We start from the raw sequence: 18,962 nt of genomic DNA, 5'->3' as shown, positions 1-18,962 counted from the left end.
GTGGTCTTCCTCAAAATCAGCTCAGATGTAAAACGGTCAGAATCATGTCGATAAGCTTGATACCAGCAAACGGCACCAGCAAACCGCCGACGCCATAAATCCACAGGTTGCGGCGCAGCAGCGCGGCGGCACTCATGGCTTTATAGCTCACGCCTTTCAGCGCCAGCGGGATCAGAAACACAATCACCAGCGCGTTGAAAATGACCGCTGACATAATGGCCGAAGACGGCGACGTCAGGTGCATGACGTTCAGCGCATTCAGCTGCGGATAGGTCGCCGCAAACGCCGCCGGGATGATAGCGAAATACTTCGCCACGTCGTTGGCGATACTGAATGTGGTGAGCGATCCGCGCGTCATCAGCATTTGTTTACCGATGTGCACCACTTCGATCAGCTTGGTCGGGTTGGAATCGAGATCGACCATGTTCCCGGCTTCTTTCGCCGCCTGGGTGCCCGAATTCATCGCCACCGCCACGTCAGCCTGCGCCAGCGCAGGGGCGTCGTTGGTCCCGTCACCGGTCATCGCCACTAAACGGCCTTCCGACTGATACTGACGAATCAGGGCCAGTTTGGCTTCCGGCGTGGCTTCTGCCAGAAAATCATCCACGCCCGCTTCAGCGGCAATCGCCGCCGCGGTCAGACGGTTATCCCCGGTGATCATCACCGTTTTGATGCCCATTTTGCGCAGCTCGGCAAAGCGTTCCTTGATGCCGCCTTTGACGATATCTTTCAGCTCCACCACGCCCAGCACTTTCCCGCCTTCCGCCACCACCAGCGGCGTGCCGCCTTTACGCGCGACGTTTTCCACCAGGCCATCGACGGCTTTCGGGAAGGTGCCGCCGTTGGATTCCACATGGCGACGGATCGCATCGACCGCGCCTTTACGGATACTGCGCTCGCCGACGTTAACGCCGCTCATGCGGGTTTGTGCGGAGAAGGGCACAAAGGTCGCATTCAGCGAATGAATGTCGCGTTCGCGCAGGTTAAAGCGTTGCTTCGCCAGCACCACGATACTGCGGCCTTCCGGCGTTTCATCGGCCAGCGACGATAACTGCGCGGCATCGGCCAGTTCCTGTTCCGTCACCTGAGGCGCGGGCAGGAACTGCGATGCCTGGCGGTTACCCAGCGTGATGGTGCCGGTTTTATCCAGCAGCAGCACATCCACGTCACCGGCGGCTTCCACCGCACGGCCACTGGTGGCAATCACATTGGCTTCCAGCATGCGGCTCATACCCGCCACGCCGATAGCCGACAACAAGCCGCCGATGGTGGTTGGAATGAGACACACCAGCAGCGCCACCAGCACGGTGACGGTCACCGGAATACCGGCGTGGCTGGCGCCCACGCTGAACAGCGAGAACGGGTACAGCGTGGCCGTCGCCAGCACGAACACCAGCGTCAGCGCCACCAGCAAAATGGTCAACGCCACTTCGTTTGGCGTTTTGCGGCGTTTCGCGCCTTCGACCATGGCAATCATGCGGTCGAGGAAGGTATCGCCGGGGTTCGCCGAGCACTCGACCACCAGCCAGTCAGACAGCACGCGCGTCCCGCCGGTGACCGAGGAGAAGTCGCCGCCGGACTCGCGGATCACCGGCGCAGATTCGCCGGTAATGGCGCTTTCATCCACCGATGCGCCGCCGACCAAAACTTCACCGTCGCATGGCACGGTATCACCGGCCTCGATCAGCACGTAGTCGCCTTTACGCAATGTATCGGCGGCGACTTTAATCACCGGCGATTCAGGGCGCGGTTCGTAGATCTTCTTCGCCCAGCTGGTTTTCTGCACGCCTTTCAGGCTCTGTGCCTGCGCCTTGCTGCGGCCTTCCGCCAGCGCTTCGGCGAAGTTGGCAAACAGCACGGTGAACCACAGCCACAGCGAAACGCTGCCGGTAAAAGCCGCGCTGCCATCGGTGCGATGCATCAGGATCGCCAGCCAGATAAGCGTGGTCAGAATGCTGCCCAGATACACCACGAACATCACCGGATTGCGCCACTGAACGCGGGGATCCAGTTTTTTCACCGAATCCAGCAGGGCAGTGCGGATCAGACGGGGTTCAAATAACGCACGTTGTTTACGACTCATCTTTTTAGTCTCTATATTCATCAGTTCAACGAGTTACGCAGCATTACTGTGCTGACCAGACTTGCAAATGTTCCGCCACCGGACCCAGCGCCAGCGCCGGAATAAAGGTCAGTGCGCCGACCAACAACACGGTGCCGACCAGCAGGCCGATAAACAGCGGGCCGGACGTCGGCAGGGTGCCGTTGCCTGCCTGCTGGCGCTTTTTCGCCACCAGTGAACCGGCAATCGCCAGCACCGGAATGATCACCCCGAAGCGGCCGAAGAACATGCAGGCTGCCAGCAACAGGTTGTAGAACGGCGTGTTGACGCTCAGCCCGGCAAACGCGCTGCCGTTGTTGTTGGCGGCGGAAGACACCGCGTACAGCACTTCACTGAAACCGTGGGCGCCGGGGTTTAAAATCCCTGCGCGACCGGCATCGGTGACCAGCGCCAGCGCGGTGCCGAGCAGTACCAGCGTCGGTGTCACCAGGATCGCCAGCGCCGTCATCTTCATGTCGTAAACGTCGATTTTCTTACCGAGATATTCCGGTGTGCGGCCAATCATCAGCCCGGCGATAAACACCGTCAGCAGCACGAACAGCAGCATGCCGTACAGGCCGGAACCGACGCCGCCGAACACCACTTCACCAATCTGCATCAGCCACATCGGCACCATGCCGCCGAGCGCGGTAAAGGAATCGTGCATGGCGTTAACCGCACCGCACGACGCGGCCGTTGTGACCACCGCATACAGGCTGGAGGCCAGAATGCCGAAGCGGCTTTCCTTACCTTCCATATTGACATTGCTGCTGGCACCGAGCGCGGTGAAGTGCGGATTGCCCTGGAGTTCGGCGTACATCACCACCACCACGGAAACCACGAAAATCACTGACATCGCCCAGACCAGCGCGTGGCCCTGACGGTTGTCGCCGACCACGCGGCCAAACGCGAAACACAGCGCGCACGGGATGATGAAAATCGCCAGCATCTGCACCATGTTGGTCAGTGCCGTCGGGTTCTCAAACGGATGCGCAGAGTTAGCACCGAAGAAACCACCGCCGTTGGTGCCGAGCATTTTGATCGCTTCCTGAGACGCCACCGGCCCCATCGGCAACGTCTGTTGCAGACCTTCCAGCGTGGTGATGTGCTGATACGCTTCGAAATTTTGCAGCACGCCCTGGCTGACGAAAAACAGCGCCAGCAGGAACGACACCGGCAGCAGCAGATACAGCGTGATGCGCCATAAATCCGTCCAGGCGTTACCGAGGGTCTGCGCTGAAGGGCGCGCAAAAGCGCGGATCAGGGCAAACGCCACGGCGATACCGGTCGCGGCGGAGAGGAAGTTCTGCACAGTCAGCCCGACCATCTGGCTGAAATAGCTCAGCGTGCTTTCGCCGCTGTAGGCCTGCCAGTTGGTGTTGGTGACAAAACTCACCGACGTGTTAAATGCCAGATCCCATGACAGCCCGCCAAAATGCTGCGGGTTCATTGGCAACGCGCCCTGCGACATCAGCATGGCCATCAGGACAACAATGCCCAGAATGTTAAATACCATGATCGCCAGCGCGTACTGCCACCAGGTCATTTCGGCATGGCTGCTGCCAGAGGTGCTTAAAACACCGTTTTCTATGCGCTGAATAAATGCGCCGGGCTGTCCTTCAATCAGTTGTGCAATAAAGTTACCCAGTGGTTTTGCCAGCAGCAAAAGCACCAGCATAAAACTGGCAATCAGTAAGAATCCGGTTGCAGCCATTTAAAAATCCTCCGCATTCAGCAGGGCATAAACCAGATAGCCGAGCAGCAGAAGAACCAGTAATGCGCCGCAGATTACGCCAACACTCACAATCCACCTCCACAGGTGTGTTTTTATGTTGTGGCGAGAATAAGGAAAGGCGGGAAAAGATCCTGAAAAGAAAGCGGCCCAACGTGTAAAAAAAGTATAAAAATGCGCAAAAAATGAAACCCAAAAGAAACCTAAATTGCGTATTTATTTAACCATTCTGTAACTCAATTACACCGGCAAGCCAAAAATGGTGAATATTTACACATTAAAGTGGTCAGATGAGTGGTAAAATTTCATCAATTGCGGTATATTTTTCGCCAATTACAGTTTCCGAAAAATATGACAGGAGCAACGCCATGAATGATTACACGCCATATACAATGACCCGCATACTGGCCCGCCGCGCTTTTGTTATCGCAGCCGGTGTGCTGGCTCTGCCGGTCATGCTGTTCCGCGCTGACCGCGCCCGTTTTTACAGCTATTTACACCGCGTCTGGATGAAAACCAGCGACAAACCGGTCTGGCTGACCCACGCTGAAATGGCGACACAAGATTTTTATTGAGTTAGTCCCCTCCCGGCCTCTCCCCTTCGCAGGCTGAGAAACCCAGGAAACCCCGCTTTCACAGCGGGGTTTTTTATTGCCCGCGATAAAACCTGTACAACATTATTTTTATGTATAACTTGTGCTAAGGTTATACCTACAGGTGATGAGTTACGGGCACCTCCTTTTCCTCTTTCAACGTCCGGAGCTGACAATGACTAAAACGATTCCCATTGGCATCAGTGCATGCCTGCTGGGCGACAGGGTCCGCTTCGATGGCGGGCATAAGCGGCTGGCATTCGCGGTGGAGCAACTGGCGCCGTATGTGCGTTTTGAACCGATCTGCCCTGAAATGGCGATTGGCTTGCCGACGCCACGCCCTGCGCTGCGGCTGGTCAGAATGGATGACGGCGTTGCCATGCGTTTCAGCAATGACGAAACCATTGATATCACTGAAAAGATGCAGAGCTATTCCGAGACGCGCGTCGCCCCTCTGACCGCGCTTTGCGGCTACATCGTCTGCGCCAAATCGCCAAGCTGCGGCATGGAACGCGTGCGGGTGTACAGCGCCAACGGTAAAGATGCGAAGAAAAGCGGTGTGGGGATCTATACCGCTGAACTGATGAAGCAGCATCCGTGGCTGCCGGTGGAAGAAGACGGGCGGCTCAACGATCCGGTGCTGCGCGAGAATTTTGTCGAGCGCGTATTTACGCTGTTCGAGCTGAATCAGCTGCGTGAAAGCGGCCTGACGCGCGGCAAACTGATGGCGTTTCACAGCCGTTACAAACTCTCTTTACTGGCCCATTCTCAGCCTGAATACCGTGAGCTGGGGCGCTTTGTCGCCGCCATGGCCGAATGGACATCCCTTGAAGACTACTTCATCGAATACCGTCAGCGGCTGATGAAACTGCTTAATCACAAAGCCACCCGTCGTAATCACACCAACGTGCTGATGCATGTGCAGGGCTATTTCCGCAAACAGCTCAGTTCGGCACAGCGTCAGGAACTGGCGGGTCTGATCGACCGTTACCGTCAGGGGATGCAGCCGCTGCTGGCACCGATCACTTTGCTTAAACATTACATGTCGGAATATCCGGATGAATACCTGGCAGGACAGCGATATTTCGAGCCCTACCCGGAAGCGTTAAGACTTCGATACGGACATTAAAAGGAAACGTATGACCACGCATTTAGTCTGGTTCCGAAATGACTTACGGATAACCGATAACCGCGCGTTACACGCCGCCTGTGAAGATCCGCAGGCGCGCGTCATTGGCGTTTTTGTCGCAACGCCTGAACAGTGGAAACAGCATGAGATGGCGCCGCGTCAGGCCGCGTTTATTTATCAGCATCTTCAGGCGCTGCAACATGCGCTGGCTGAGCGCGGGATCCTGCTGCATTACCATCAGTGTGATGATTTTACGCAGAGCGTCAGCTGGCTGAAGGATTTTTGTGCCAGCGAACAGGTGGATGCGCTGTTTTACAATAAACAGTATGAAATCAATGAACGGCTGCGTGATGAGGCGCTGGAGAAAACCCTGAGCGCAGAGGTGTTATGCCGCGCTTTTGACGACAGCCTGCTGTTGCCGCCGGGTTCTGTCACTACCGGCAATAACGAAATGTACAAAGTCTACACGCCGTTTCGCCGGGCATTTTTATCCCGCCTGACCGAGTCCGACAGCCGCTCTTTGCCTGCGCCGAAAGCGCGTGAACATGGGCAGAAAACGGTGCTGCATAAGCTGATGCCCTTTGACTATCCGCTGGAAAACATCGACGACGCTTTCCCCATTGGCGAGGAAGCGGCGCGCAATCAGCTGCGCAGTTTCTGCCGTGAAAGGGTGCAGGATTATCTCGAACAGCGCGATTTACCAGCGGTCGATGGCACCAGTTCTCTGTCTCCGTATCTGGCGATCGGCGTGCTTTCTCCGCGTCAGTGCCTTAACCGTTTGCGCACTGAGTGCCCGCAGGTGCTGGAGAGAACCGACGGCGGCGCGTTTGGCTGGCTGAACGAACTGGTGTGGCGCGAGTTTTACCGTCACCTGATTGTTGCCTGGCCGAAGCTTTGCAAGCATCAGCCCTTTGTGGCCTGGACAGACGGCGTGCGCTGGCGTCATGCCCCGGACGAATTACAGGCGTGGAAAGACGGCAAAACCGGTTACCCGATTGTGGATGCCGCCATGCGTCAGCTCAATGCCACGGGCTGGATGCATAACCGGCTGCGTATGATTGTCGCCAGTTTTCTGGTGAAGGACTTGCTGATTAACTGGCGTGAAGGCGAGCGATATTTTATGTCGCAACTGCTCGACGGGGATCTGGCGGCGAACAACGGCGGCTGGCAGTGGGGCGCGTCAACCGGCACCGATGCCGCACCTTATTTCCGAATTTTTAACCCGACAACGCAGGGCGAACGCTTCGACAAAGCCGGACGATTTATCAAGGCCTGGGTACCAGAATTGTCGGACGTGCCGGAAAAAGACATTCATCAGCCCCATCGCTGGGCAGAAAAACACCATCGCGTGCTAGACTACCCGTTGCCGATTATTGATCACGCACGGGCGCGAAAAGACACGCTGGCGGCGTTTGAGGCGGCAAAAAACCGGTCAGACTGACCTTTTGCTAATCACCACGACAAGGAGCGATGTGATGAACAAACACCTGCTGGCGCTGATGCTGACGTGCTGGGCAAGCCAGGCCATGGCGGCCTTTGATGTGGTTGCGCTGGGCGTCAATGGAGGGGTCGAAGAGGGCAATCTGACGTCGTATCTGGTGCGCAGTGACGATCAAAAACTGTACCTCGGGCTGGATGCCGGTTCGGTGATGCCGGGGATCCGTAAGGCGCTGGAGAAGGGCAGTTTCCCTCAGGTGACGGCTGAAAATGCCGCGCCGCTGACCCCGCAGGGTGCCGTGTTCCGCAACCTGATCGGCGGATATTTTATCAGCCATGGACATCTCGACCATCTGGCGGGGCTGATCATCGGCTCGCCGGAAGACAGTAAAAAACCCATTTATGGCACCGCCGACACCATCGGCACCCTGCGTCAGCATTACTTCAATGGCCGTGTCTGGCCGAACTTCACCGACTCCGGCAGCGGTCTGCGCATCGGCACGTACCGCCTGAACTTACAGCGCCCTGAACAACGTTTTTCCCTCGGCCTGACCGGGCTTGACGGCAATATTTATCCGCTCAGCCACGGCGGTACGTCTTCGAGCATGATCCTGGTGAGCCGCAACAATCAGTCGTTTGCCTTCTTCGGGGATACCGGCCCGGACGAAGTGGAAAAATCGAAGAATCTGGACACTGTCTGGCGCGTGCTGGGCAGCGAAATCAAAGCCAAACGCCTGAAAGGGCTGATCATCGAAACCTCCTATCCTGACGATGTTCCTGACAGCAAACTGTATGGTCATCTCACACCGCACTGGCTGCTGAAAGAGCTGGCGAGCCTGCAACAACATGCGGGCGGCGACGGTTCGCTGAAAGACCTGACGGTGATTATCAGCCATGTTAAACCGAGCCTGAAAGCGGGCGTGGATCCTGAAAAAGAGATCATGGCGCAGCTGGAAAAAGGTAACAATCTGGGCGTGAAGTTTGTGCGGATGCAGCAGGGCGACAGGCTCGAGCTGTAAACGCAGGGAAGGGGAAACGGCCACGTTTCCCTTTTTTATTTCAATCCGTGAATGTCAGTTAATCTCAGAAGACCCACAGGCAGACAGCGGGCATTTGGGGCATTGGGGAAATGTCGGTTATCATCGTGAGAATCGTCCCTATGTGAGAAGCCGAACACCATGAACAATCTCCAGCTCGAAGCCCTGATTAACCAGAAACTGGATGTCAGTAATTTCCATGATTACGCGCCGAATGGCCTGCAGGTCGAAGGGCGTCGTAACGTGCAGCGCGTGGTCACCGGCGTGACGGCCTCTCAGGATCTGCTGGATGCGGCGATTGCGGTGGAAGCAGATGCGATTTTGGTGCACCACGGTTATTTCTGGAAAAATGAACCGGCGGTGGTGCGCGGAATGAAGCGCAACCGGCTGAAAGCCCTGCTGGTCAATGACATCAATTTATACGGTTATCATTTACCGCTCGATGCGCACCCCGAACTGGGCAACAACGCGCAGTTGGCGGAGTTGTTCGGCATTGATGTGCAGGGAGAAGTGATGCCGCTGGTGCCTTATGGCGAACTGAAAAAGCCGCTGTCCGGTGAAGCATTACGTCAGCGCATGGAAGTGATTTTGGATCGCAAAGTGCTGCACAGCGCGCAGGGCGGGCCGGATGAGATCCGTCGCATCGCCTGGTGTTCCGGCGGTGGTCAGGGGTTCATTCAGCAGGCGGCAGACTTTGGTGTAGATGCTTTCATCAGCGGTGAAGTTTCCGAACAAACCATTCATATTGCCCGCGAAATGGGGCTGCATTTTTACGCCGCCGGCCATCACGCCACGGAACGTTATGGCGTGAAAGCGCTGGGCGAATGGCTTCAGGATTATCACGGATTAGATGTCATGTTTATCGACATCGACAATCCGGCTTAAGGGCTGACGTATTTGCCATGGGGGATCCGGGCAGAACAGGTGACCATCACGTACGCTTGGTACGCGTCGGTTCCTGTGCGCTGGCCGGATCCCCACGGACGTCAAGCATTAGGTTTCTGACTTGGCTGACGCTTTCTCTGTCGTTTCATCAGGCACGCTGTCTTCAAGCAAGGTAAATGCCCGCTGTAAGCCGGTATCCACGTCGGGGTCTGCGCCCTGCGGCGGATACGGGCTCTCTTCCTCCTCATCGGCTGCCACTTCACTTTCTTCCACCACCGGTTCGGTGACGTTTTCCGGCGCGGGCATGGTTTCCTGAATCATCTGCTCGTCAAAGGCCGGATTCAGCGCCGGAGAAAGAGGCGAACTGCTCAGACTGTCCGGCATCGCAATATGCGGCAGCGGCGCATCCACCGCCATCACCGTCTCTTCTTCTTTGGCCGATGTCCGGCTCAGCGCCACAATGGCGGCACCGCACAGCGCGAAAAAGGCGTACAGAATATTGCCGCCCAGCGGCTCCATCAGCGCGCCGACGGCCAGCGGCCCGATACAGGCACCGACGCCGAATGCCATCAGCAGACAGGCAGAAAGTGAGACGCGCCGCTCCGGTTCGATCATGTCATTGGCGAGTGCGACCACCAGCGGGTACAGCGTGAACTGCATCAGGCTGACCACAAAACCGATGCCCAGCAGCAGCGGGAACGAGATGTGGGTCAGCAGCGCCAGCGGCAGGGCGGCGACCGCCAGCAGGATCGCGTTTATGCGCATCAGCATGTTGCGGTTATAACGGTCCGACAGCCAGCTCAGCGGGAACTGCGCCAGCAGACCGGCGAAAATCGCCAGCGCCATAAACAGACCGGTTTGCTGCGTGGTGAGCGATTGCTGGCTGGTATAGATCGGCGCCATGCCGTAAAACGACCCGACAACCATGCCGATGACCAGGGTGATCGCCAGCACTTTAGGGATCGCGCCGATAAAGAATTTCAGCTCCATGGGGGCGGGCGACATATGGCCGACGTTGGTGCGCGTGGTCAGGGCGATAGGCACCAGACAGAGTGCAAAACACAGCGCAATCATGATAAGCGTGCTGACGCCCAGGCCGCTGTCGAGCATCAGCACCACCTGGCCCAGCGACATCCCGAGATACGACGCCACCATGTAAAAACCGAACACCACGCCGCGCTGATTCGCTTCTGCCTGATCGTTCAGCCAGCTTTCCAGCACCATATATTGCACCATCATGCACAGGCCGATGATCAGACGCAGTACCACCCAGACCGGAATAATGTCGGTCAGACCGTGGCCGAGGACGGCGGCGGTGATGATGCCGGAGCAGGAGACATACGCACGAATGTGGCCGACGCGGGCGATCAGGATATGGCCGACTTTGCCGCCGATCACCAGCCCGATGTAGTTAGCCGCGATGATCGCACCAATCATGGCACCGCTGACGTGTATCGCTGACAGTCGCAGGGAGATGTAAGTGGTGAGCAGGCCGGAACCGAGCAGCATCAGTAATGTGGTGGTATAAAGCGGAAAAAAGAGTGCTAAAGGTTTTCTCACGGGTCGTCCCTTTCTTGTTGTGACGTTCTTGATGTAAAGAATGCGTTATCCAAACGCTAAAAAACTTCAACACCCCCGAGAGTAGCAGGTGCGGGCGGCAGGGGAAACCTTCACCGGCCTGAACATGCCGTGGACAAGTTGACATCATCAGTCGCTTTCCCGCATAACTACCCTTAATCTAAAAACAAATTCCGATATATTGAGTTGCTGAATAACTTGATGATCCACAACCCTTCTTTGAGGAGTGTCTGAGTGCAACGAGCACGATGTTACCTGCTGGGTGAACGCGCGGTAGTGCTGGAGCTGGAACCGCCAGTGACCCTGGCCAGCCAGCAGCGGATCTGGGGACTGACCCAACGTTTACAGGATCGCACGGCCTATCCTGGCGTTCGCGAAGTCATTCCCGGCATGAATAATTTGACGGTTCTGCTCACTGATGCGCAGAGCTCTGCGCTCGACGCGATTGAACGTCTGCAAAACTGGTGGGAAGAGAGTGAAGCCATTGAACCGGAATCACGGCTGATTGAGATCCCGGTGATTTACGGCGGGAAGCAGGGCCCGGATCTGGAGAATGTTGCCAGCCATACCGGTATGACGCCGCGTCAGGTGGTGGAATGCCATTCGGGCATTGATTACACCGTCTATTTTCTGGGGTTCCAGCCGGGTTTTCCTTACCTCGGTGGGATGCCGGAACAACTGGCGACACCGCGTCACGGCGAACCCCGTCTTTCCGTGCCCGCAGGTTCTGTGGGCATCGGCGGCAGTCAGACCGGCATTTACCCGCTGGCCACGCCCGGCGGCTGGCAGTTGATCGGGCTGACCTCGCTGGCGATGTTTGACCCCACGCGCGCCTCGCCGACCTTATTATTACCCGGTGACACCGTGCGCTTTGTGCCACAAAAGGAGGGCGTATGCTGAAAATTTTACGCGCCGGGATGTTTACGACCGTGCAGGATTTGGGCCGCAACGGCTATCGCCAGCAGGGTGTGAGTCAGTCCGGTGCGCTTGACGGCCCCGCACTGCGCATCGCCAATCTGCTGGCCGGGAATGATGAGGATGCCGCAGGGCTTGAGATCACCCTCGGGCAGTTCAGCGCGGAGTTTCATCGCGAAGGCTGGATAGCGCTGACCGGTGCCGGCTGCCACGCCCAGCTCGACGGGAAAGACGTCTGGACCGGCTGGCGTTACGCGGTGAAGCCGGGCCAGGTTCTGACGATGAAAATGCCGACGCGCGGAATGCGCAGTTATCTGGCGATTTCCGGGGGCATTGATGTGCCGCAAGTGATGGGCTCGCGCAGCACCGATCTGAAAGCTCAGTTCGGCGGCTTTAACGGGCGTGCGCTGCAGGACGGCGATCTGCTGCCAACCGGGGATACTTTCCATACACCGAAAAGCATCGGCGGCATCAAACAGTTGCTGTTCGGCAATCGTATCCGCGCATTAGCCGGGCCGGAATATCAGGAGTTCAGCGCCGAATCACGCGATGCTTTCTGGCGCGCCTCATGGCAGCTGAGCCCACAAAGTAACCGCATGGGATATCGCCTGCATGGCCGCGCGCTGAAACGGGAAACGGATCGCGAAATGCTGTCTCACGGCCTGTTACCGGGCGTGGTGCAGGTGCCGCACGGCGGTCAGCCAATTGTACTGATGGCCGATGCGCAGACCACCGGCGGTTATCCCCGTATCGCCTGTGTGATCGAAGCTGATCTCTATAATCTGGCCCAGATCCGCCTCGGCGAGCCCATTCATTTTGTGAAATGCACGCCGGAAGAGGCGCAAAAAGCGTTACGCGAACAGTCGCTGTTTATCGGACAGATTAAGCGGGGATTGTATGATCGTTGATCTTAATGCCGATCTGGGTGAAGGCTGTGCCAATGATGAGGCGCTGTTGCAGCGGGTCAGTTCCGCCAATATCGCCTGCGGTTTTCACGCCGGAGACGCCCTGACCATGCAACAGTCGGTGCGCCTGGCGATGAAATACGGCGTGGCAATTGGCGCGCACCCGAGTTTTCCCGATCGCGAAAACTTTGGCCGCAGCGCCATGCAACTGCCGCCGGAAACGGTGTATGCGCAGATGGTGTATCAGCTCGGCGCGCTGGCGGCCATTACCCGTGCCGAAGGCGGGAAAATGATACATGTCAAACCGCACGGGATGCTCTACAACCAGGCGGCGACCGACGCCGTGCTCGCTGATGCCATCGCCCGCGCGGTCTTTGACGTCGACCCGACGCTGCGGCTGGTCGGGCTTGCGGGCAGCGAACTGATCCGCGCCGGTGAGCGCGCGGGCCTGCAAACGCGTCAGGAAGTGTTCGCCGACCGCCGCTACCAGAGCAACGGTGCGCTGGTCCCCCGCAGTCAGCCCGATGCGATGATCGACAGTGACCAACAGGCGCTGGAGCAGACGCTGACGATGGTTCAGCAGCAGAAAGTGCTCAGCCGCGAAGGCGTCTGGGTGCCGGTGAAAGCCGACACGGTTTGCCTGCATGGTGATGGTGAGCACGCACTGACTTTTGCGATGCGGTTGCGTGAGGCGTTTGATGAACAAGGGATAGAAATTCATTCATAATGATCTCATGACCCCAGACGAGGTTCCGTTTTGCCCTACAACAAGGATCTATCATGCGTAAAGTCTTAGTGACCGGTTTCGAACCCTTTGGCGGCGAGCGCGTCAATCCGTCGTGGGAAGTGGTGAAACAACTGGGTGACCTGGAGTTGTCGGGCGCGCAGATTGTGGTGCGCCAGCTACCTTGTGTGTTTGGTAAAGCCATTGAAGCGCTGAATGCCGCGATTGATGACGTGCATCCGGAAATGGTGTTGTGCGTGGGGCAGGCGGGCGGACGCAGTGATTTTAGCGTTGAGCGTGTGGCGATTAACATCGACGATGCGCGTATTCCTGATAACGAAGGGAATGAGCCGGTGGACGCAGCGATTGTCGCTGACGGTCCTGCCGCCTATTTTTCTTCTCTGCCGATTAAGACGATTGTGAACGGCCTGCGGGAATCGGGCATTCCGGCGTCGGTATCTCAGACGGCGGGAACCTATGTCTGCAATCACGTGATGTACGGGCTGATGCACCGTCTGGCGCAGCCGTCCTGCAACGTGGTGAAGGGCGGTTTTATCCATATTCCTTATTTGCCGGAGCAGGCAGCGAAGCATCCGGGCGAGCCAAGTATGTCAGTACACACTGTCATGAACGCCCTTGAACTCACTATCGCCATCGCGCTGCATACCGAGCAGGATTTGCGAATTGCTGAGGGTGCGACTCACTGATGCCTGAAGGTCCTGAAATTCGCCGCGCGGCCGATCTGCTGGTGCGCGCGGTCGTGAACAAACCCCTTACGGATGTCTGGTTTGCCTTTCCTTCGTTGAAACCTTATCAGTCTGCGCTGCGTGGCACGAAAATCACGGCCATTGAAACACGCGGGAAAGCGCTGCTGACGCACTTTTCCAACGGTCTTACCCTGTACAGCCACAATCAGCTTTATGGCGTGTGGCGGGTGGTGAATGCCGGTGAAACACCGAAAGAAACCCAGCGGTCGTTACGCGTACAGCTGCAAACCACCGATGCGGCGATCCTGTTATACAGCGCGTCCGAAATTGGGATTTATGATACGGCAGAGATAGAGAATCATCCCTTCCTGCGGCGTATCGGCCCTGACGTACTCGATGCGTCTCTGACAGTCGCACAGGTTCGTGAGCGTTTACTCTCCCCTAAATTTCGCAACCGTCAGTTAGGCGGCATGTTGCTCGATCAGGCCTTTCTCGCCGGATTGGGAAACTACCTGAGGGCGGAAATTTTATGGCTGGCAAAACTGTTGCCGGGGCATAAACCCAAAGACCTGAAAGAGGCTGAGCTGGATGCGCTGGCGGATGCCTGCCTGTCGGTAGCGCGGTTGTCCTATGCCACGCGCGGGACGATGGATGAAAATGTGCATCACGGCGCACTGTTCAGATTTAAAGTTTTTGGCCGGACCGGGAAACCGTGCGAGCGGTGTGGCGATCCGATTGAAAAGGGCAGTGTGTCATCCCGTCCATTTTTCTGGTGCCCTGTGTGCCAGATATAAAATGTTATTTACCGCGATGAGATTTGTGCTGTTCATGAATGAGCGGGTATGATTTTTAATGCCCTCAGGGGAATTATACAGTGAAGAACGCAATATCTTTCTCTTATTGCCTCTTTGCAGTTTAATTAACTGAGGGTGTTTTATGCGTAAACGTACCAGTGCGTTATTTATTTCCATTTGTAGTCTGAGCGTTATTCCCTTTGTCAGCCATGCTGATTATTATCAAACCAGTGTGCAATGTGCTTATTCTCACACATTAGGGGATGACGCTATTATGATGTTTAATATGCCGGGGCATGCGATGTGGCATGACTTTTTCGGTAATACAAGTACAGATGCCTCATCGACATATACAACCTTACGACAAAAAGCCACCACAACCTGTACAGATCTGGCCGACTCATCTGCCTACTGGGCACCTTCCCTGAAATTGCCGGATGGTACAGAAGTCCGGCCTCAGTATCAGAAAACCTATTATCAGACCGTTAACAGCCCGCAAAACCCGCTGACCTCATTTCCGGACGGTTTACAGCTTTTAGCCGGTAATCACCAGGGCACGTCACCAAACCCGCGTATTAGTTTTTTATGTAATGATGGCACGGGTTATTCCAGCAGCGCTGAACGCACCTGTACCAAGCCTGCGAACGGAGACACCTTGCAGTTTAATATCGGGATTCAGTTCCCTAACTGCTGGGATGGTAAAACCATCGCCGCAAAACCTTCCGGTACGGCACATAAGCCTAACGCGGTATACGCTGACAATAATGGCGCCTGCCCGGCTGATTATCCGAAGCATATTCCTACGGTAAATATGAATGTCGCCTATCTGTTCCCCGGGCTGACATCTCTTGACCTGAGAACGGTTCAGCTGTCACTGGATCCGATCATGAACGGCGATCAGCGTCTTGAGCAATGGGGCAGTGTTTATACCGCGCATGGAGATTTTGTCAACGGCTGGACAGAAGATGCGGCGAAATTTATGACGGAACGCTGCATGAATAATAATTATGATTGCACAAGTTATATGCCTTATGCCTATAACGATCCTATTGCTGATACTTATGTAAGTAATCAGGAAGAGAGTGATAAAAACTTTGGTTCAGCCACACAGTTATTAGTACATGGTAATACGAAAAATACGTCAGAAACAAATAATCCGCAAAAAATGACATTGCTTAAATATCAGATACCGCCAATGCCAACGACGTATTCAGATGAGCTGACAGCGCTGTTTAAATATAAACTCCATATTTATGGCGGAAGAACTACGTCAACCGGCGGTATGACAATTTATATGTACCCGACCACCACGGACTGGGATGAAAATACCGTCACCTGGAATAATCATCCTGTTTGTGATTACCAGACGGCCTCTACCTTGTATCTGGATGAGAAAAATCAATACCGCGATTTTGATGTCACGACATTGGTTAAACAGGCCCAGCAAAAGGGACAACAGCAGATCGCTTTTTGTATCAGCACAGGCGGGAACAACAATACCAATATTTTCACCTTTAACACCAAGGAAACAACGTATCCACCACAACTGATGCTGGTCGGCGTGCAGAACGAATAAAGAAATAATGTTTTTCAGCCATAAAAAACGCCAACGTAAAAGTTGGCGTTTTTTATACTGCTGAAAAGAGACGAGCTTATTTTTTCAGCTGGGAGTGGAAATCACGTTTGTCGTAGCCGGTATACAGCTGGCGTGGACGGGCAATTTTGATGCCGTCCTGGTGCATTTCGCTCCAGTGTGCAATCCAGCCGACCGTACGCGCCATGGCGAAAATGACGGTGAACATGGAAGACGGGATACCCATCGCTTTCAGGATAATGCCTGAATAGAAATCGACGTTCGGGTAGAGTTTTTTCTCGATGAAATACGGGTCATTCAGCGCGATGTGTTCCAGCTCCATCGCCACTTCCAGCAGGTTGTCTTTCAGATCCAGCTCTTTCAGCACTTCATGACAGGTTTCACGCATCACGGTGGCGCGCGGGTCGTAGTTTTTGTAAACACGGTGACCGAAGCCCATCAGGCGGAATGAATCATTTTTGTCTTTTGCACGTTTCACAAATTCTGGAATGTGATCAACGCTGCTGATTTCTTCCAGCATTTTCAGTGCGGCTTCGTTGGCACCGCCGTGAGCAGGCCCCCACAGCGACGCGATACCGGCGGCGATACAGGCAAACGGGTTAGCGCCAGAAGAACCGGCGGTACGCACGGTCGAGGTTGAGGCGTTCTGTTCGTGGTCAGCGTGCAGGATCAGAATGCGGTCCATGGCACGTTCCAGAATCGGGTTCACTTTGTATTCTTCACATGGCGTAGAGAACATCATGTGCAGGAAATTCCCGGCGTAAGAGAGGTCGTTGCGCGGGTAGACGAAAGGCTGGCCGATGGAATATTTGTAGCACATTGCGGCCACGGTCGGCATTTTGGACAGCAGACGGTAGGCGGCGATTTCGCGGTGACGTTCGTTTTCGACGTCAATGGAATCGTGATAGAACGCTGCCAGCGCGCCGGTCACACCGCACAGGACGGCCATCGGGTGAGAATCACGACGGAAACCGTGGAACAGACGGGTGATCTGCTCGTGCACCATAGTGTGACGGGTCACATTGGTTTTGAATTCTTCGAATTGCTTCGGCGTTGGGGTTTCACCGTTTAGCAGCAGGTAGCTGACTTCGAGGAAGTTGGACTCTTTTGCCAACTGATCAATCGGGAAGCCACGGTGCAGCAAAATCCCTTCGTCACCATCAATGTAGGTGATTTTGGATTCGCAGGATGCGGTAGACGTAAAACCGGGATCATAGGTAAAAAGGCCTTTTGAACCGAGGGTGCGGATATCAATTTCATCCTGGCCCAGCGTGCCGGACAGCACATCCAGTTCAATCGGGTCGTGACCTTGTAGGGTAAGTGTCGCTTTCTTATCAGCCATTTACAGTCTCCTTAGCGCCTTATTTTTAAAAATCGATAACAACAGAAATGCCTGGAAGCGACGCCTTGTAAGGTCATTATTATTATCAGCCTTAACTCTGCGATCGTATGGGAAGGGAACGTAGAGCTGAGTCGAATCGCAGTCTCAGACTGCTCTGTGACAAACAAGCGGCGTTTCATCGTTGTTAAAGATTCGGTAAATCATTACTGTTCTGTCGCTCAGTACCTGTGAAGAGTATGAGGATTTACACAATCACCACTTTTGCATAACTTGGCCCGACAGGGAAGACCCCGTCTTACGATTGTGTGATCCACTGATTCTCTTAATACTTTCCCCTTTTTGGTGCGTCAGGGTAACGCCGGTATGTGCTCAGTATCACAGTCCTTCAGGGATGGGACATATGTAATGGAAATGTTGATCAAATGTCAAACTCGATAATTTATTTTGTGCGATTTGTTGAATTTGGGAGCTAACTCACTGTTTCGCAGAAATGTGAATAAAGCATTTGTAGGGCAATTGTAATGGGAATGTGATCAACCTATACTTCAACGAGGTCTCCGGGCAAACCCTGAAGTAGGAGCACCCAGCGTTGTTTTCTGAGCATTTTACGTTTCCCAAACGCAAAACTTTGAAAATGCATCACGCGCCGTTTAAGCACATTGGATGTCGTTGTTTGAGCGCGAGGGATGAAGGCTAAACAGTCTTAATGCTGTCTGACACTGCTCCAGACCGGAGGAAGTAAAATAATAAGAGCTGTGTGGGCAAAACCGTGAAAAAACAAAGACCTGTCAATCTGGATCTGCAAACGATCCGGTTTCCCGTTACTGCGATAGCGTCCATCTTACACCGAGTCTCTGGCGTAATAACCTTCGTCGCCGTCGGTATCCTCCTCTGGCTGTTAGGCCTGTCTCTCTCTTCTCCTGAAGGGTTTGCGCAAGCGGCTGCCATCATGAATAGCTACGTCGTCAAATTCATCTTTTGGGGAATACTTACTGCGCTGGCCTATCACGTCTGCGGTGGCATCCGCCACTTGCTGATGGATTTTGGCTATATCGAAGAGAGTTTGGCTGCCGGTACCCGTTCTGCCCAGGTGGCAATCGGTCTGACCGTCGTGCTGTCAATTCTGGCTGGAGTCCTCGTATGGTAAGCAACGTTTCTGCATTAGGACGCAATGGTGTGCACGACTGGTTGTTGCTGCGTGCTTCCGCGATCATCCTCACCCTTTACATCCTTTATATTCTGGGCTTCGTGGTTCTGGCTCAGGAACTGACTTTTGATGTCTGGCATGGCTTCTTCTCTTCCTCCATCACCAAAGTATTCACACTGCTGGCGCTGTTGTCGATTTTGATTCACGCGTGGATCGGCATGTGGCAGGTGTTAACGGACTATGTCAAACCGGTAGCTGTTCGGCTTGTGCTGCAACTGGCCATTGTCGTGACGTTAGTGGTTTACCTACTTTACGGAACAATTGTTGTTTGGGGAGCGTAGT

General features: G+C 55.0%; 18 protein-coding genes. 13 read left to right on the top strand and 5 right to left on the bottom strand.

What is annotated here, in order from left to right:
- Positions 1 to 16: 16 nt before the first annotated feature.
- Genes kdpB through ACO0U8_RS04960 form a run of 3 tightly spaced genes read right to left on the bottom strand, consistent with a single transcriptional unit; the run spans position 17 to position 3,905 of the window.
- Positions 17 to 2,083: a potassium-transporting ATPase subunit KdpB gene (gene kdpB, locus ACO0U8_RS04970; RefSeq protein ID WP_056771591.1), complete on the bottom strand. Its 2,067-nt coding sequence runs from the start codon at positions 2,081 to 2,083 to the stop codon at positions 17 to 19.
- A 43-nt stretch (positions 2,084 to 2,126) separates the two neighbouring features.
- On the bottom strand, positions 2,127 to 3,815 hold the full coding sequence (gene kdpA, locus ACO0U8_RS04965) for a potassium-transporting ATPase subunit KdpA (protein ID WP_421670403.1): 1,689 nt from the start codon (positions 3,813 to 3,815) through the stop codon (positions 2,127 to 2,129).
- On the bottom strand, positions 3,816 to 3,905 hold the full coding sequence (locus ACO0U8_RS04960) for a K(+)-transporting ATPase subunit F (protein ID WP_071823630.1): 90 nt from the start codon (positions 3,903 to 3,905) through the stop codon (positions 3,816 to 3,818).
- A gap of 296 nt (positions 3,906 to 4,201) precedes the next feature.
- Between ACO0U8_RS04960 and ACO0U8_RS04955 the strand changes: the two genes are divergently transcribed.
- The 5 genes from ACO0U8_RS04955 (at position 4,202) to ACO0U8_RS04935 (ending at position 8,914) form a co-directional block, all read left to right on the top strand.
- The gene (locus ACO0U8_RS04955; protein WP_056771596.1) at positions 4,202 to 4,408 is read left to right on the top strand and encodes a YbfA family protein; all 207 of its coding nucleotides are present in this window, start codon (positions 4,202 to 4,204) and stop codon (positions 4,406 to 4,408) included.
- A 193-nt stretch (positions 4,409 to 4,601) separates the two neighbouring features.
- On the top strand, positions 4,602 to 5,555 hold the full coding sequence (locus ACO0U8_RS04950; RefSeq protein ID WP_056771599.1) for a YbgA family protein: 954 nt from the start codon (positions 4,602 to 4,604) through the stop codon (positions 5,553 to 5,555).
- 10 nt (positions 5,556 to 5,565) lie between these two features.
- Positions 5,566 to 6,996 (top strand): deoxyribodipyrimidine photo-lyase, encoded by a 1,431-nt coding sequence (gene phrB / locus ACO0U8_RS04945; RefSeq protein WP_421670402.1) that lies wholly within the window; start codon positions 5,566 to 5,568, stop codon positions 6,994 to 6,996.
- A gap of 34 nt (positions 6,997 to 7,030) precedes the next feature.
- Positions 7,031 to 8,011: an MBL fold metallo-hydrolase gene (locus tag ACO0U8_RS04940; protein WP_421670401.1), complete on the top strand. Its 981-nt coding sequence runs from the start codon at positions 7,031 to 7,033 to the stop codon at positions 8,009 to 8,011.
- A 159-nt stretch (positions 8,012 to 8,170) separates the two neighbouring features.
- On the top strand, positions 8,171 to 8,914 hold the full coding sequence (locus tag ACO0U8_RS04935; protein WP_056771606.1) for a type 2 GTP cyclohydrolase I: 744 nt from the start codon (positions 8,171 to 8,173) through the stop codon (positions 8,912 to 8,914).
- 108 nt (positions 8,915 to 9,022) lie between these two features.
- Here ACO0U8_RS04935 and ACO0U8_RS04930 read toward each other — a convergent pair whose 3' ends face one another.
- Positions 9,023 to 10,423, bottom strand: a complete 1,401-nt coding sequence (locus ACO0U8_RS04930) for an MFS transporter (protein ID WP_221298088.1) — start codon at positions 10,421 to 10,423, stop codon at positions 9,023 to 9,025.
- Between the two features lie 303 nt (positions 10,424 to 10,726).
- On the opposite strand from ACO0U8_RS04930, the gene pxpB reads away from it, so the two are divergent.
- From pxpB to ACO0U8_RS04900, 6 genes are all read left to right on the top strand, one after another.
- A complete protein-coding gene (gene pxpB / locus ACO0U8_RS04925) occupies positions 10,727 to 11,392 on the top strand; it encodes a 5-oxoprolinase subunit PxpB (RefSeq protein ID WP_421670400.1) in 666 nt (221 codons plus the stop codon).
- Positions 11,386 to 12,315 carry a 5-oxoprolinase subunit PxpC gene (pxpC, locus tag ACO0U8_RS04920; protein ID WP_421670399.1) on the top strand — a complete coding sequence of 310 codons (930 nt, stop codon included), beginning with the start codon at positions 11,386 to 11,388 and terminating at the stop codon, positions 12,313 to 12,315. Before pxpB ends, pxpC begins: the two co-directional genes overlap by 7 nt.
- Complete coding sequence (gene pxpA / locus ACO0U8_RS04915) at positions 12,305 to 13,039, top strand: 5-oxoprolinase subunit PxpA (RefSeq protein ID WP_421670398.1); 735 nt, start codon at positions 12,305 to 12,307, stop codon at positions 13,037 to 13,039. The genes pxpC and pxpA overlap by 11 nt, the downstream gene beginning before the upstream one ends.
- 53 nt (positions 13,040 to 13,092) lie before the next feature.
- The gene (pcp, locus tag ACO0U8_RS04910; RefSeq protein ID WP_056771620.1) at positions 13,093 to 13,743 is read left to right on the top strand and encodes a pyroglutamyl-peptidase I; all 651 of its coding nucleotides are present in this window, start codon (positions 13,093 to 13,095) and stop codon (positions 13,741 to 13,743) included.
- A complete protein-coding gene (gene nei, locus ACO0U8_RS04905) occupies positions 13,743 to 14,537 on the top strand; it encodes an endonuclease VIII (RefSeq protein ID WP_217204921.1) in 795 nt (264 codons plus the stop codon). Before pcp ends, nei begins: the two co-directional genes overlap by 1 nt.
- Before the next feature lie 142 nt (positions 14,538 to 14,679).
- Positions 14,680 to 16,113, top strand: coding sequence for a DUF7594 domain-containing protein (locus ACO0U8_RS04900; RefSeq protein ID WP_421670397.1), 1,434 nt, complete (start codon positions 14,680 to 14,682; stop codon positions 16,111 to 16,113).
- A gap of 76 nt (positions 16,114 to 16,189) precedes the next feature.
- Here the strand turns inward: ACO0U8_RS04900 and ACO0U8_RS04895 are convergent, their stop codons facing one another.
- A complete protein-coding gene (locus tag ACO0U8_RS04895) occupies positions 16,190 to 17,473 on the bottom strand; it encodes a citrate synthase (RefSeq protein WP_056771627.1) in 1,284 nt (427 codons plus the stop codon).
- A 757-nt stretch (positions 17,474 to 18,230) separates the two neighbouring features.
- Here ACO0U8_RS04895 and sdhC point away from each other — a divergent pair.
- Both sdhC and sdhD read left to right on the top strand, forming a co-directional pair.
- Positions 18,231 to 18,620 (top strand): succinate dehydrogenase cytochrome b556 subunit, encoded by a 390-nt coding sequence (gene sdhC, locus ACO0U8_RS04890; protein WP_056771631.1) that lies wholly within the window; start codon positions 18,231 to 18,233, stop codon positions 18,618 to 18,620.
- Positions 18,614 to 18,961 (top strand): succinate dehydrogenase membrane anchor subunit, encoded by a 348-nt coding sequence (sdhD, locus tag ACO0U8_RS04885; RefSeq protein WP_095921202.1) that lies wholly within the window; start codon positions 18,614 to 18,616, stop codon positions 18,959 to 18,961. Before sdhC ends, sdhD begins: the two co-directional genes overlap by 7 nt.
- Position 18,962: the final 1 nt, after the last annotated feature.

This window comes from Rahnella sp. EDr1-12, from assembly GCF_049206505.1.
Classification (GTDB): Bacteria; Pseudomonadota; Gammaproteobacteria; order Enterobacterales; family Enterobacteriaceae; genus Rahnella; species Rahnella rivi.
This window is presented reverse-complemented; position numbering and strand designations above follow the sequence as displayed.

What these genes read in the sequence shown, in the direction of transcription:
- pxpA (WP_421670398.1), top strand. Translation starts at nt 12,305, where the DNA reads ATGATCGTTGATCTTAATGCCGATCTGGGTGAAGGCTGTGCCAATGAT.
- ACO0U8_RS04940 (WP_421670401.1), top strand. Translation starts at nt 7,031, where the DNA reads ATGAACAAACACCTGCTGGCGCTGATGCTGACGTGCTGGGCAAGCCAG.
- ACO0U8_RS04935 (WP_056771606.1), top strand. Translation starts at nt 8,171, where the DNA reads ATGAACAATCTCCAGCTCGAAGCCCTGATTAACCAGAAACTGGATGTC.
- sdhD (WP_095921202.1), top strand. Translation starts at nt 18,614, where the DNA reads ATGGTAAGCAACGTTTCTGCATTAGGACGCAATGGTGTGCACGACTGG.
- kdpA (WP_421670403.1), bottom strand. Translation starts at nt 3,815, where the DNA reads ATGGCTGCAACCGGATTCTTACTGATTGCCAGTTTTATGCTGGTGCTT.
- kdpB (WP_056771591.1), bottom strand. Translation starts at nt 2,083, where the DNA reads ATGAGTCGTAAACAACGTGCGTTATTTGAACCCCGTCTGATCCGCACT.
- ACO0U8_RS04950 (WP_056771599.1), top strand. Translation starts at nt 4,602, where the DNA reads ATGACTAAAACGATTCCCATTGGCATCAGTGCATGCCTGCTGGGCGAC.
- pxpC (WP_421670399.1), top strand. Translation starts at nt 11,386, where the DNA reads ATGCTGAAAATTTTACGCGCCGGGATGTTTACGACCGTGCAGGATTTG.
- ACO0U8_RS04930 (WP_221298088.1), bottom strand. Translation starts at nt 10,423, where the DNA reads ATGCTGCTCGGTTCCGGCCTGCTCACCACTTACATCTCCCTGCGACTG.
- ACO0U8_RS04895 (WP_056771627.1), bottom strand. Translation starts at nt 17,473, where the DNA reads ATGGCTGATAAGAAAGCGACACTTACCCTACAAGGTCACGACCCGATT.
- phrB (WP_421670402.1), top strand. Translation starts at nt 5,566, where the DNA reads ATGACCACGCATTTAGTCTGGTTCCGAAATGACTTACGGATAACCGAT.
- pcp (WP_056771620.1), top strand. Translation starts at nt 13,093, where the DNA reads ATGCGTAAAGTCTTAGTGACCGGTTTCGAACCCTTTGGCGGCGAGCGC.
- ACO0U8_RS04900 (WP_421670397.1), top strand. Translation starts at nt 14,680, where the DNA reads ATGCGTAAACGTACCAGTGCGTTATTTATTTCCATTTGTAGTCTGAGC.
- nei (WP_217204921.1), top strand. Translation starts at nt 13,743, where the DNA reads ATGCCTGAAGGTCCTGAAATTCGCCGCGCGGCCGATCTGCTGGTGCGC.
- ACO0U8_RS04955 (WP_056771596.1), top strand. Translation starts at nt 4,202, where the DNA reads ATGAATGATTACACGCCATATACAATGACCCGCATACTGGCCCGCCGC.